Annotated in this window: 10 protein-coding genes and 1 pseudogene; 5 read left to right on the top strand and 6 right to left on the bottom strand. The window is 60.2% G+C overall.

The window, feature by feature from the left end; translation table 11 throughout:
* Window positions 1-7: 7 nt before the first annotated feature.
* A complete protein-coding gene (locus JNB88_RS03640; RefSeq protein ID WP_220354344.1) occupies window positions 8-1,372 on the bottom strand; it encodes an aspartate aminotransferase family protein in 1,365 nt (454 codons plus the stop codon).
* 52 nt (window positions 1,373-1,424) lie between these two features.
* On the opposite strand from JNB88_RS03640, the pseudogene JNB88_RS03635 reads away from it, so the two are divergent.
* Window positions 1,425-2,791 (top strand): annotated as a pseudogene (locus JNB88_RS03635) (glutamine synthetase family protein).
* Here JNB88_RS03635 and JNB88_RS03630 read toward each other — a convergent pair.
* A complete protein-coding gene (locus JNB88_RS03630) occupies window positions 2,788-3,732 on the bottom strand; it encodes a diacylglycerol/lipid kinase family protein (RefSeq protein ID WP_220354343.1) in 945 nt (314 codons plus the stop codon). The pseudogene JNB88_RS03635 and the gene JNB88_RS03630 overlap by 4 nt on opposite strands.
* 305 nt (window positions 3,733-4,037) lie before the next feature.
* On the opposite strand from JNB88_RS03630, the gene JNB88_RS03625 reads away from it, so the two are divergent.
* On the top strand, window positions 4,038-5,258 hold the full coding sequence (locus JNB88_RS03625; protein WP_220354342.1) for an MFS transporter: 1,221 nt from the start codon (window positions 4,038-4,040) through the stop codon (window positions 5,256-5,258).
* Here the strand turns inward: JNB88_RS03625 and JNB88_RS03620 are convergent.
* Window positions 5,226-5,630: a winged helix-turn-helix transcriptional regulator gene (locus tag JNB88_RS03620; RefSeq protein WP_220354341.1), complete on the bottom strand. Its 405-nt coding sequence runs from the start codon at window positions 5,628-5,630 to the stop codon at window positions 5,226-5,228. The two genes, JNB88_RS03625 and JNB88_RS03620, sit on opposite strands and share 33 nt — an antisense overlap.
* 104 nt (window positions 5,631-5,734) lie before the next feature.
* On the opposite strand from JNB88_RS03620, the gene JNB88_RS03615 reads away from it, so the two are divergent.
* The gene (locus JNB88_RS03615; protein ID WP_220354340.1) at window positions 5,735-6,748 is read left to right on the top strand and encodes a zinc-binding alcohol dehydrogenase family protein; all 1,014 of its coding nucleotides are present in this window, start codon (window positions 5,735-5,737) and stop codon (window positions 6,746-6,748) included.
* A 285-nt stretch (window positions 6,749-7,033) separates the two neighbouring features.
* Window positions 7,034-8,410, top strand: a complete 1,377-nt coding sequence (gene mgtE, locus JNB88_RS03610) for a magnesium transporter (RefSeq protein ID WP_220354339.1) — start codon at window positions 7,034-7,036, stop codon at window positions 8,408-8,410.
* 32 nt (window positions 8,411-8,442) lie between these two features.
* Here the strand turns inward: mgtE and JNB88_RS03605 are convergent, their stop codons facing one another.
* Window positions 8,443-8,916, bottom strand: coding sequence for an Lrp/AsnC family transcriptional regulator (locus JNB88_RS03605; RefSeq protein ID WP_220354338.1), 474 nt, complete (start codon window positions 8,914-8,916; stop codon window positions 8,443-8,445).
* Window positions 8,917-9,061: 145 nt separating this feature from the next.
* Here JNB88_RS03605 and JNB88_RS03600 point away from each other — a divergent pair, with 145 nt between their 5' ends.
* Window positions 9,062-9,967 (top strand): DMT family transporter, encoded by a 906-nt coding sequence (locus JNB88_RS03600; protein WP_220354337.1) that lies wholly within the window; start codon window positions 9,062-9,064, stop codon window positions 9,965-9,967.
* A gap of 120 nt (window positions 9,968-10,087) precedes the next feature.
* Here JNB88_RS03600 and JNB88_RS03595 read toward each other — a convergent pair whose 3' ends face one another.
* Together JNB88_RS03595 and JNB88_RS03590 are read right to left on the bottom strand one after the other, a co-directional pair.
* The gene (locus JNB88_RS03595) at window positions 10,088-11,194 is read right to left on the bottom strand and encodes a branched-chain amino acid aminotransferase (protein WP_220354336.1); all 1,107 of its coding nucleotides are present in this window, start codon (window positions 11,192-11,194) and stop codon (window positions 10,088-10,090) included.
* Window positions 11,195-11,218: 24 nt separating this feature from the next.
* Window positions 11,219-12,883, bottom strand: a complete 1,665-nt coding sequence (locus tag JNB88_RS03590; RefSeq protein WP_220354335.1) for an electron transfer flavoprotein-ubiquinone oxidoreductase — start codon at window positions 12,881-12,883, stop codon at window positions 11,219-11,221.
* Between the last annotated feature and the right edge of the window lie 63 nt (window positions 12,884-12,946).

Genomic DNA, 12,946 nt, shown 5'->3' with positions numbered 1-12,946 from the left:
CACTCTTCTACCGCAACTCTTTCCACGCGGCATCAAGCGCAATTTTCGCGATCCGCGCCATCTCGTCCACCTCGTCGTGGGAAATCACGAGCGGCGGTGACGCCAGCATGCGGTCTCCCGTCGCGCGCAGAACAAGCCCGTTTGCGAGAGCATGGTTGCGCACAAGCGCGCCGATGGCATCCGGCTTTTCGAAGCGGACGCGGTTTGCCTTGTCCTCGGTCAATTGAAGAGCGCCCATCAGGCCGACGCTCACGGCCTCTCCTACCAGATCGTGCTCAGCGAGCGCGCCCCACACCTTGCCAAAATAAGGGCCTATGTCGCCACGGACGCGTTGGACGATCTTTTCATCCTCGAGGATACGCAGATTTTCCAGAGCTGCGGCGGCGCATACCGGGTGACCAGAAGAAGTAAAACCGTGATTGAAATCGCCGACTTCGTTGATCAAAACGTCGGCGACACGGTCCCCGACAAGCACCCCACCGATTGGGAGATAACCCGAGGAGAGGCCCTTTGCGATCGGAGCCAGATCCGGTTCCACGCCATAGTACTGGTGACCGAACCATTCCCCGAGGCGGCCGAAGCCGCAGATCACTTCATCGCAGACAAGAAGGATGTTGCGCGACCTGCAGATGCGGGCGATCTCCGGCCAGTAGGTGTCGGGTGGGATGATCACGCCTGCGGCACCCTGGATCGGCTCCGCCACGAACGCCGCGACATTCTCCTCGCCGAGTTCATCGATCTTCGCTTCCAGCTCGCGCGCAACCTTCAGCCCGAATTCGGACGGAGACAGCTCACCGCCCTCCCCATACCAGTAGGGTTGTCCGACGTGGACAATGCCCGGTATCGGCAGGTCGCCCTGCTCATGCATGTATTTCATGCCGCCGAGGCTGGCGCCGGCAACCGTTGAGCCGTGATAACCGTTCTTGCGGGCGATGACGATCTTCTTCGAGGGTTTACCCACCGCGCTCCAATAGACGCGTGCCATCCGGAACCATGTGTCGTTCGCCTCAGAACCCGAACCGGTGAAGAATACGTGGTTGAAATGCGGCCCAGCGTGGGATGTGACCTTCTCGGCGAGGAGCGTCGTCGGCGTGGTCGTCGTGCCGAAGAAGGTATTGTAGTAAGGCAGCTCGTTCATTTGTCGGGCGACAGCATCGGTGATCTCCTTGCGTCCGTACCCGACATTGACGCACCACAAACCAGCAAAGCCATCAAGATACCGCTTGCCCTGAGCGTCCCAGATGTAAACGCCCTCACCGCGCTGAATGATACGGGTGCCGTCGGCATTCAGCTTTCCCATATCCGAGAACGGATGCAGGTGATGCGCAGCATCGATGGCTGCAAGGTTCGAGCGTGCGTAAGTATCAGACATGATTTGCAAAACACCTTCGGAATTGAAAGCCTCTTCCCAATGGGCTACGACCTTGGCCTTCTCCGGCAGGATTTTCAAGATCATGGCAGACGACAAGATTCACAGTCCGGCAGCGAGCGGCGACCCGCGCATTGAGCTCCTGCTCGTCGGCATGAATGGTGACCTGCGCGGTAAACAGATTCCGCTCGACGCACAGAAGAAGATCTGGGCTGGAGAAGTCCGCCTGCCCTCTTCCACGCAGTCGCTCGACATCTGGGGCGACGACAACGACGACATCACCGGCCTCTCGCTTTCCGTCGGCGATCCGGACGGCAATTGCATTCCGGACAAACGCAGCCTGACGCCGATGCCTCAATGCAGGTTCTTGCAACCATGCACGAGTTCGACGGCACGCCGAGCTTCATGGACCCCCGGGCTATCCTTGAATCCGTTCTGAAACGGTATGAGAACCGCGGCCTGACGCCCGTTGTTGCAACCGAACTCGAATTTTACGTCGTCCAGCCCAATTGGCGTGACACAGGTCGCCCCTCACCTCCGACAAGCCTGACCTATCGCGGCGAGCCGAATGGCTTCCAGCTCTACGACATGAGCGCCGTCGATGCGCTCGATGACTATCTGCAGACGGTGCGCGCCTATGCGAAGGCGCAAGGCCTGCCGGCAGATGCCACAACGGCGGAATTCGGGCCGGGACAGTTCGAGATCAACCTGCTGCATCGGCCAGACGCGCTCGCTGCTGCCGACGACTGCATCTATCTGAAGCGCGTTGTTGAACAGGCGGCCCGCCAGCACGGACTGAAATCCACCTGCATGGCCAAACCCTACTCCGACCATGCGGGTTCTGGTCTTCACGTGCATGCCAGTGTCGTCGACAAGGATGGAAGGAACATCCTCGATGCCAAAGGCGACGATCCGCGAAAACTGAAATCCGTCTGCGCCGGTCTGCTCCAAACCCTTCGCGATGCACAACTCATCTTCGCGCCGTTTGCCAATTCCTACCGACGTTTCCAGCCCGGCTCGTTTGCTCCGGTCGACCTGACCTGGGGTTGCGGTCATCGCGGCACGGCGGTTCGCATACCTGATCTCGATGGCCCGGCTGCGCGCGTCGAACATCGCGTCGCGGGTGCCGATGCGAACCCATATCTGCTGCTGGCAGCCATTCTAGGTGGAATGCTGCTCGGTATCGATTCCGAACTCGATCCTGGCGAGGAGACGACACCTTCGCACACGCCTGCACACACAACGCGACTGACTCACGACTTTCTGACAGCGGTTGACACTTTCCGCGCCTCCCCCTTCATCGCCGACATATTCGGGGAGCGCTACCAGAAGCTCTACGGCGACACAAAGCGCAAAGAGGCTATCACTTACCTTCGCACAGTATCGGACTTCGACTACCGAACCTACCTGCCGCGGATCTAGCTCGTGGATTCGCGGCGCTCGGCCTGATCCACCTGCGCGGCCATTCCCTCCTTCACCAGCACCTTCAGCTCACCGGGATGCAATTTCAGCGCGACATCCCGCGCGAGCGGCAGCAGTTCTCCGTCCATGACACAGTTTGCCTTGGCACGAAGCTTGGGGAAATGGAGGTGAACTTCCGCCGGATGCATCACCATAACGTTGACGTTCTCGCGGACCCTGCCACGCAGCATATCGATGGCAAGCCGCGCCACGCCGAGCGGTCGCAAGGGATTGGCGGTATAGAAGCCGAGTTCTCCCGAGTTGAGATTGTCCGCATAAAGCAGCGCGTTTTGACCGAAGGGATTGTTGGACACGGACACGGCCGAAACCCTGCGGCGATCGCGTATGCCAACGGCCTCGAACTCAACGTCGAACTCGGGTGGGTTCAAAACAACGCCAAAAGCCGCACGCAGGCTCGCATTCATTTTCCCGATGCGCGAGCGATAGGTATAAGCGTTGCGGTAGCGAACCATACGGGCGTGCAGCCCGGCAGAGAACTGGTGGATGAAGGGACGGCCGTTGGCGCTGGCGATATCGACATGATCGATTTCCCCGAACGCGAGCGTCTCGAGCGCCTGCCAGATATCAAGAGGAACCCGCAACGAGCGGGCAAAGAGGTTCATCGTCCCGGCGGGCACCACACCGAGTGCAACGCCATTCTTCCACGCGATGGAAGCCGCCGCGGATATCGTTCCGTCGCCGCCACCTGCGACGATGCCGTCGATGTCGTCACGACGGGCCGCACGCTCCATCGCGGGCACGATCTCCTTGCCGGAGAAAACGATTGCGTCGAAATCGTGCCCGGCCTCTCTGAAGACCGCTTCGGCGTGCCTCTCATAAGCTTCCATATCGATCGTTCTGAACGTCCCGCCATCTCGATTGAAAAAGCCAATAAGTTTCATAGAGTTCCTGCTGTCCATTCCACGAGATGATCACCTGCCCTGCGCTGGTAAGAGATGGTCGTCGTTGCAACGATTTCAAGCTGAGGGGCGTTCGTCCGTCACAGCAGGACCGCCAAATTTGCAAGGGACGTATGCATATCGGGGGACGCTGCACTGCAGAAAACGCACTCGACCTCCGGCTGTCTATCGGTGATAGATGGGATAGTGGAGCACGGCCTCCATCTCCCATCATCTCCGACCTACCGGTCACGGCTGCTCTCCCGGCTCGTCCCGTATGTCATGTACCGAATGCCAAGGAGTGCCTCTTGAGCCAGGTCGCCGTAAACGATTCCATTGATACGAGCTCAGTGGTTGAAGCTCCATCGCCGATGGCCATTGCACTCGTCCAACTGGCGCTGGCCTGCGGTGGGTTCGGCATCGGCACGGGCGAATTTGCGATCATCGGCCTCCTGCCCAACGTGGCCGACACCTTCTCTGTGACGACGCCCCAGGCGGGCTATGTGATCAGTGCCTATGCACTCGGTGTCGTGATCGGTGCGCCGATCATCGCGGTTCTTGCTGCGAAGATGGCGCGGCGCTCGCTGCTATTGCTGGTCATGGGCATCTTCGCAATCGGCAACATTTTGAGCGCGATGGCACCGACCTTCGAAAGCTTCACGGTGATGCGGTTCATAACGGGCCTACCGCATGGAGCCTATTTCGGCGTTGCTGCAATCGTCGCTGCATCGATGGTGCCAACGCACAAGCGCGCCCGCGCCGTCGGCCGCGTCATGCTCGGACTGACAGTTGCCACTCTTCTCGGTACGCCGCTTGCCACCGTATTTGGACAATCGCTCAACTGGCGCCTCGCCTTTACGATCGTCGGCATCATCGGCCTGCTGACCGTTGCCCTGATATGGTACTATGTGCCGCGCGATCGCGTTGCCGAAGGCGCAAGTTTCAAGCGTGAGCTGGGTGCGTTCAAGCGTCCGCAGGTGTTGCTGACGCTAGCCACCGCATCTGTCGGCTTCGGGGGGATGTTCGCCATGTTCAGCTACATCGCGCCGACCACGACGCAGGTGGCGATGCTGCCCGAGAGCATGGTCGCCGTGATGCTTGTGATCTTCGGCATTGGCATGAACGTCGGCAATGTCGTCGGCTCATGGTTTGCGGACAAATCGCTGATGGGTACGATCGGCGGCAGCTTGGTATTCAACATAATTGTGCTGACGCTGTTTTCGTTGACGGCGGCCAACCCCTTTATGCTGGCACTCTGCGTCTTCTGCATCGGTTGCGGCTTTGCCGCTGGCCCTGCCGTCCAGACCCGCCTCATGGATGTCGCCGCGGATGCACAGACACTTGCCGCGGCGTCGCATCACTCCGCCTTCAACATCGCCAACGCGCTCGGCGCATGGCTCGGCGGCCTGGTCATCGCCGGCGGCTTCGGCTTCGCCGCCACTGGCTACGTCGGGGCGATCCTGTCTTTCATCGGCATCTTTGTGTTCGCTGCGTCGCTAGGTCTCGACCGTCGCAGCCGGAACGCCTGACGCGACCGAAACGTCGCGAAGGTGGCGTCCTTCCGGAAGGCAGAAGACATTCTCCTCCCCCCATGTCGCGAGCGCCTTGATCACTGGCCTCAGCGTGAGGCCAAGCGGCGTCAACGCGTAATCCACACGTGGCGGCACGACTGGAAAGACTGTCCGCGAGACGAGACCAGACTCCTCTAGCTCGCGCAGCTGCTTCGTGAGCATCCGCTGCGTTACGGAGGGCAGCTTGCGACGCAGCTCGTTGAAACGCAGCGTTCCGCTCATCAGGTGGAACAAGATTACGCCTTTCCACTTACCGTCGAGAAAACTCAACGTCGCTTCGACGGGGCAACCTGGAAAATTGCTGGTCAGTTTGGCGCGCGGCAGCGACATTTGACAGTATCCTTTTTGGTACTACGTACAGAATTTGTGCATTCTTGCACCTTTCGAACATAAGACGCATCTAGCCTCTGTGCAAACGAACACAGGAGTTTCTCATGCGCGCAGTCGCCTACAAGGTTCCCCAGCCAATCTCCGCCGAAACGTCCCTGATTGACGTCGATCTGCCTATCCCGGAAGCGCAGGGACATGACCTACTGGTCGAGGTTAAGGCGGTATCCGTTAATCCGGTCGACGTGAAGGTGCGCGCAGGCGTCGCGCCGGCAGCGGATGAACTCAAGGTGCTCGGATGGGACGCCGCCGGTGTCGTCAAGTCGGTCGGCCCGAAGGTCACTCTGTTCAGTCGTGGGGATGAAGTCTTTTACTCCGGCGTGATCAATCGGTCGGGCTCCAATGCAGAGTTCCATCTGGTGGACGAGCGGATCGTCGGGCACAAACCGAAGACACTCGATTTCGCCTCAGCCGCTGCCCTGCCTCTGACGTCGATCACCGCCTACGAGGCACTTTTTGACCGACTGAGAGTACAAGATCCGGTTTCGGGCGCAGCACCGGCAATCCTTATCATCGGCGGCGCCGGCGGCGTCGGATCGATCGCGATCCAGATCGCCCGGTCACTGACAGATTTGACGATCATCGCAACGGCATCCCGTCCCGAAACCAGCGAATGGATCAAGCAGCTTGGCGCCCATCATGTCGTTGACCATTCGCAGCCGATCGCATCACAAGTGGCGGCGCTTGGTCTCGGTGCTCCGGGCTTCATTTTCTCCACAACCAACACCGACCAGCACATCAGCGAGATCGCCGAGGTCATTGCGCCGCAGGGCCGATTCGCTCTGATCGATGATCCGAAGACGCTCGACATAATGCCGTTCAAGCGCAAGGCGGTATCAACCCACTGGGAGCTGATGTTCACGCGACCGTTGTTCGGCACGCCGGATATGATCGAACAGCATAAGCTGCTCAACAGGGTTGCCGAACTCGTCGATGCCGGCAAGATCCGCACGACCGTCAGCGAGACGCTTGGACCGATCAACGCGGCGAACCTGAAGAAAGCGCATGCGATGATCGAGAGCGGGCGGACGAAAGGAAAGCTGGTTCTGGAGGGCTTCTAGAAGCTCCCCTCCGCCCTACGCATCCTGTCTAAATGGTGTGCCGCGCCCGAGGGTGCGGCATTCTGGCACCAAGCACCTCAAGCGCTTGACTTTTCTGCCAATTGAGACCACCTACAGCCTTACGCGGGTACGTTCGTTTTCCGCGGATATCAACGGAGCCATCATCACGATGCCAAGCGACAGTAGCAGTCGATTGCCTTTGCCGTACGCGGCCTTCGTGCGCTGACCTGACTCTGTCGGGCTCGCCCGTCGGACGCTACGGCGGATCGACGGAAAGGCGAGCCTATGAACATCAATCGCTTCCCACTGCGGGCCGGCCATGCCGCTCGTTTCTTCAGCAGCGACCACTTCGGCCCGATTACCACGGCAGAGCGCGTCGAGCAGCTGAATGCACTTGAAATTTCCGAAGCTGCAGCAATTCTGGTCACGCTGCCGCAGCAGAAAGCCGTACGCATTCTCGGACGTCCCGAGTTGCACCACGCAGCCGCAATGCTTGCAGAGATGCCCGTCGAGCACGCCGCACGGCTGCTGAATGCCGTGGCAAACGACCGCGTCGCCGACCTTTTTCAGGAAATGAAAGAAGACGCACGCGCGCATCTCTTCTCGCGGCTGGACCGCACGACCTGTCTCGCCGTCCAGCACCTGATGGGCTACCCGCCCCGCACGGCCGGTAGCATCATGACGACGGAATTCGTCAGCGTGCCCGCCACCTGGACGGTCGAACAGACGCTGGAGCATGTGCGCAAGGTCGAGCGTTCGCGCGAAACGGTCTATGCCATCTATGTGCTTGACGGTGTCAGCCGCGTACTGACGAGCGTCGTCACGTTGCGCCGCCTCATCACGGGTGATCCCGCTGAATCCGTTCTGACCGTTGCGCAGAAGGAAGGGGTTGTGCGTGCCGATCCGCTGATGACGCAGGAAGATGTCGCCCGGCTGATCCGCAAGCATAATCTGCTCGCCCTGCCCGTCGTCAGCGACGATGGCCACATGCTCGGCATTGTCACGGTCGACGACGTGATCGACACAATGATTGCTGACCAGACGGAAGACGCCCAGAAGTTTGGCGGTATGGAGGCGCTCGGCAAGCCCTACATGAAAATCGGCTTTGTCGGCATGATCCGTAAGCGTGCCGGCTGGCTCTGCGCTCTCTTCCTTGGAGAGATGCTGACAGCGAGTGCCATGCAGCACTTCGAGGGCGAGCTGGAAAAAGCGATCGTGCTGACGCTGTTCGTGCCTCTGATCATGAGCTCGGGCGGCAATAGTGGTTCGCAGGCAACGTCGCTGATCATTCGGGCGCTGGCGCTTGGAGAGCTCAAGCTGTCCGACTGGTGGCGCGTGCTACTGCGCGAACTGCCGACGGGTATCGTGCTCGGCACGATACTCGGTCTTGTCGGCTTTGCTCGCATCGTGCTCTGGCAGAATATCGGGCTCTACGACTACGGCGAGCACTGGATCCTGGTCGGAGTGACGATCTTTGCCGCGCTGATTGGCATCGTCACCTTCGGCTCGCTGGCAGGCTCAATGCTGCCCTTCATCCTGCAAAGGCTGCGGCTTGATCCGGCAAGCGCGTCCGCCCCGTTCGTTGCGACACTCGTTGATGTGAGCGGGCTGGTCATTTACTTCTCGGTCGCCCTGCTGATCCTCAGCGGTACGCTGCTTTAAGCATGAAACGGGGCCAGATCGGCCCCGTTTTTTCATTTCGGCTCCGGCAACTTCAAGGCACCATGGGTCTTCATGCTGCGGATGGCGAAATTCGAACGGATATCGCTGACATTCGGCAACGTCAGCAGCGTATCCGTCAGTAGCCGCTCGTAGGCGGCGAGATCCTCAACCACGACCTCCGCAAGGAAATCGGCCGTTCCCGAGATCAGGAAACACGAGACCACTTCGGGGATAGCAAGCAGTGCCGCCTCCTGCGCTTGCGCGTTCTCGCGGCTGTGATGGGCGACCTTGAGTTCAACGAAAACCGTCAGGCCGAGGCCGACCTCCTTGCGATCGATATCGGCGCGATAGCCACGTAAGACGCCAGTCTTTTCGAGATTTCGAATCCGCCGCAGGCACGGCGACGGCGACAGGTTGACCTTTTCGGCAATCTCCACGTTTGTCGCCCGCGCATCCTCCTGCAGGCACTTCAATATCGCAAGATCGAATTTATCAAGATTTGGCATGATCTATAAAATCCATTTGGTATTTTAGCAGATAGTTGCTCACACTAGTATTCTGATGGCATAAATAGCAAGGACATGCCTCGCCATTTCCGCCTAATCTTCTCTCAATCGGACAGCCGCCGGACGATCATGAGAGCAGAGATCGATGAGTGCCGTAGCCTTCGCCAACAATGAAAAGTCCACCTCGACGACAGTCGGATATGCGGGCGCCGTCGTCACGGTTCTGATCTGGGCAGCATGGATCCTCGCGACCCGCCACAGCGCAGCGACGCAGCTTGGTACGATCGATATCGGCTTGATCCGCTACGGCATTCCAGCGCTCGTGCTGGCGCCCGTCTGGCTGAAGACCGGACTGCTCCCGAAGGGTGTGCCGCTTGGATTGCTCGCCACGATGATCGCCGGTGCTGGCGCTGTCTTCTTCCAGTTGACCACCTCGGCCATTCACTCGACCCCGGCATCCGCCGCCGGCATTTTGCTAGGAGGGTCGATGCCGCTCGCAACTGCCCTGATCGGCGTCATTGTCTTCCGGGAACGACCAGACGTCATGCGCGTGGTCGGCCTTGCCGCAATCGTCGCTGGCGTGGCTATCCTGCTGGTCCGCAGCCTCGCGGGGACAGCCCTACCGTGGAGCAGCTTCGTACTGCTGCCTTTCGGAGCAATCCTCTGGGCAAGCTATACGCATGCCTTCCGCCGCTCCGGCCTGACGGCCCTGCAGTCGGGCGCGCTCATCGCCATCTGGTCGTTTCTGATCCATATCGGCCTTGCCGTAGTCTTCGGCACGTCGATCGCCAGTGCACCGCTGGTCGAAATCGGATTGCAGGTCTTGAGCCAAGGCGTGCTTTCCGGCCTTGCCGCCACGATCGCCTATGGCGTTGCTGTTCGTGCGCTGGGCGGAACGCAAGCAGCAGCCTTCACGGCAATCACGCCAGTTCTGGCAACGATCGGTGGCGGCATGCTGCTTGGAGAGGAGATCGGCGTGGCAGAGATTGCTGCTGCCGTTGTTACCGGGATCGGCGTGGCGCTTTCGACTGGCATCGCCTCGCGCAGATAGCAGCAACTCGGCAGGTTTCGATTCGCAGCTCCGGATCCGCTATCGCGCCGCCGCAACAAACGAAAAGGGCCGGCGGGTAAACCCCGCCGGCCTCGATACTTCCAGTACTGATGGATTCAGTCAGGCGCCCGCAAGCGGATATACCCAGCCGTGCTTGTCAACAGCCTCACCGCGCTGAATGCCGGTCAAATCGTTGCGGAGCTTTTCTGTCAGCAGTCCGGTTTCGCCATTGCCGATCTTGAACTCGCCGCCTGCGTGGCGGACCGTGCCGATACCGGCGACCACGGCGGCGGTACCGCACGCGAAGGCCTCACGAAGCTTGCCGCTTGCAGCGTCGGCCTGCCACTCCTCGAAGGAATAAGGCCGTTCATTGACCGCTATGCCATTGTCACGAGCGAGCGCGATCAGTGAGGCACGGGTGATGCCAGGCAGAATCGCGCCGTTCAAGGGCGGCGTGACCAGAGATCCGTCATTCATCACAAAGAAGATGTTCATGCCGCCAAGTTCCTCGACCCAGCGGTGCTCGGCTGCATCGAGGAAGACGACCTGGTCGCATCCCTGGCTGGAGGCTTCGGCCTGTGCCACAAGGCTCGCAGCATAGTTGCCGCCGCATTTCGCAGCACCCGTTCCGCCCTTGGCGGCGCGGGTATAGGTCTCCGTGACCCAGAGCGTGACCGCCTTCGCACCACCCTTGAAATACGGGCCAACAGGCGAAGCCACGACACAGAAAATGTATTCCTTCGCCGGCCGCACGCCGAGGAAGGTTTCGGCAGCAAACATGAAAGGACGGAGGTAGAGGCTGCTGCCCTCTCCCTTGGGGATCCAGGAAGCGTCGATGCGGACCAGTTCCTCAACTGCCTGCATGAACAGTTCTTCGGGAAGTTGAGGCATCGCCATACGCTCCGCGGACGCAGCGAACCGACGCGCATTCTGTTCAGGACGGAACAGCACGACCCGATCATCCGCCGTGCGATAGGCCTTCATGCCCTCGAAGATTTCCTGGGCGTAGTGAAGCACCGCGCTCGCGGGATCGACCGGGAATGGCGCCCTCGCCGTAATTTCAGCGGAATGCCAGCCCTTGTCGGCTGACCAGCGCACCACGGCCATGTGGTCGCTGAAGAGTGTTCCGAATCCGAGGTCTTCGAACGCCTTCGCCTTCTGGCTTTCCGACATGGGATTGGCGTTCGGCCGATGCTCGAATTTTACCTGCGCAGTTGCGGCTTGCATGGGAGACTCACTTTTCGATCTGCACTACATGTTCGGATAAACTGGCCCCTCACCGCCCTGCGGGGGAACCCAGTTGATGTTCTGGTTCGGGTCCTTGATATCGCAGGTCTTGCAGTGAACGCAATTCTGCGCGTTGATGACGTAGGTCTCCTTGCCATCCTTTTCCACCCATTCGTAGACGCCGGCCGGACAGTAGCGGGTCGAGGGACCGGCATAGATGTCGTGCTCGGACGAGACCTGCAGCGCCATGTCCTTGACCTGCAGGTGCACCGGCTGGTCTTCCTCGTGGTTGGTGTTCGACAGGAACACCGAGGAGAGGCGGTCGAAGGTAAGAACGCCGTCCGGCTTCGGGTAGGCGATCGGCTTGTGCTTTGACGCCGGCTCCAACGCGGCGGCATCGGTCTTGCCGTGCTTCAATGTGCCAAAAATGGAGAGGCCGAAGAGCTGGTTGGTCCACATGTCGAGACCGCCGAGCGCCACGCCAATCGCGGTGCCGAACTTCGACCACAGCGGCTTGACGTTGCGCACCTTCTTCAGGTCCTTGCCGATGTCGCTCGAACGCCAGTCGTTCTCGATCTCGACCACCTCATCATTGGCGCGGCCGGCGGCTATCGCGGCGGCAATCCTGTCCGCCGCCATCATGCCTGACAGCACGGCGTTGTGGCTGCCCTTGATGCGCGGCACGTTCACGAAACCCGCCGAACAGCCGATCAGCGCGCCGCCGGGGAAGCTAAGCTTCGGCACCGACTGATAGCCGCCTTCGGTGATGGCACGCGCGCCGTAGGAAAGCCGCTTGCCGCCCTCGAAAGTGGTGCGAATGGCAGGATGCGTCTTGAAGCGCTGGAACTCCTCGAACGGATAGAGGTAGGGGTTCTTGTAGTTCAGATGGACGACGAAGCCGACGGCAACGAGATTGTCTTCCAGATGATAAAGGAAGGAGCCACCGCCGGTCTTCATGCCGAGCGGCCAGCCGAAGGAGTGCTGCACCAGCCCCTGCCTGTGGTGCTCGGGCTTCACTTGCCAGAGCTCCTTGATGCCGATGCCGAACTTCTGCGGTTCCCGATCCTTCGACAGATCGAACTTGGTGATTAGTTGCTTGGCAAGCGAGCCGCGAACGCCTTCTCCAACAAGCACGTATTTGCCGAGCAGTTCCATGCCGCGGGTGTAGTTCGGGCCGGGCTCGCCATTCTTCTCGATGCCCATGTCGCCGGTGGCGACACCGATGACGGCACCCTCGTCATTACAGAGCACTTCGGTGGCGGCAAAGCCCGGGTAGATCTCGACGCCGAGTTCCTCGGCCTTGGTAGCCAGCCACCGACAGACATTGCCGAGTGAGACGATATAGTTGCCATGGTTGCTCATCAGCGGCGGCATCAGGATATTCGGCAGGCGCACCGAGCCAGCCGGGCCGAGCACCAGGAAGTGATCGTCCTTCACCTCCGTCTTGAACGGATGATCGGTTTCGTCGCGCCAGCCGGGCAGCAAACGGTCGATGCCGATGGGGTCTACCACCGCACCCGATAGGATATGAGCCCCTACTTCGGCACCCTTTTCGAGCACGACGACCGACAGTTCTGGATTGACCTGCTTCAGACGGATCGCAGCCGAAAGTCCCGCGGGACCGCCGCCGACGATCACCACGTCGAATTCCATGCTTTCGCGTTCAGGCAGTTCAGGCGTATCGGTCATGCATCCATCTCCGCTTGGCCGACATTGCGGCCATATTCCCCGTAGTGAGGTTATCTCTTGTCA

Origin of the sequence: Rhizobium cauense (assembly GCF_019511525.1) — a bacterium.
Lineage (GTDB): Bacteria > Pseudomonadota > Alphaproteobacteria > Rhizobiales > Rhizobiaceae > Rhizobium > Rhizobium cauense.
This window is presented reverse-complemented; position numbering and strand designations above follow the sequence as displayed.

Coding starts and splice junctions, on each gene's coding strand:
- JNB88_RS03605 (WP_220354338.1), bottom strand. CDS start 8,916: ATGCCAAATCTTGATAAATTCGATCTTGCGATATTGAAGTGCCTGCAG.
- mgtE (WP_220354339.1), top strand. CDS start 7,034: ATGAACATCAATCGCTTCCCACTGCGGGCCGGCCATGCCGCTCGTTTC.
- JNB88_RS03600 (WP_220354337.1), top strand. CDS start 9,062: ATGAGTGCCGTAGCCTTCGCCAACAATGAAAAGTCCACCTCGACGACA.
- JNB88_RS03640 (WP_220354344.1), bottom strand. CDS start 1,372: ATGTCTGATACTTACGCACGCTCGAACCTTGCAGCCATCGATGCTGCG.
- JNB88_RS03590 (WP_220354335.1), bottom strand. CDS start 12,883: ATGACCGATACGCCTGAACTGCCTGAACGCGAAAGCATGGAATTCGAC.
- JNB88_RS03615 (WP_220354340.1), top strand. CDS start 5,735: ATGCGCGCAGTCGCCTACAAGGTTCCCCAGCCAATCTCCGCCGAAACG.
- JNB88_RS03630 (WP_220354343.1), bottom strand. CDS start 3,732: ATGAAACTTATTGGCTTTTTCAATCGAGATGGCGGGACGTTCAGAACG.
- JNB88_RS03595 (WP_220354336.1), bottom strand. CDS start 11,194: ATGCAAGCCGCAACTGCGCAGGTAAAATTCGAGCATCGGCCGAACGCC.
- JNB88_RS03620 (WP_220354341.1), bottom strand. CDS start 5,630: ATGTCGCTGCCGCGCGCCAAACTGACCAGCAATTTTCCAGGTTGCCCC.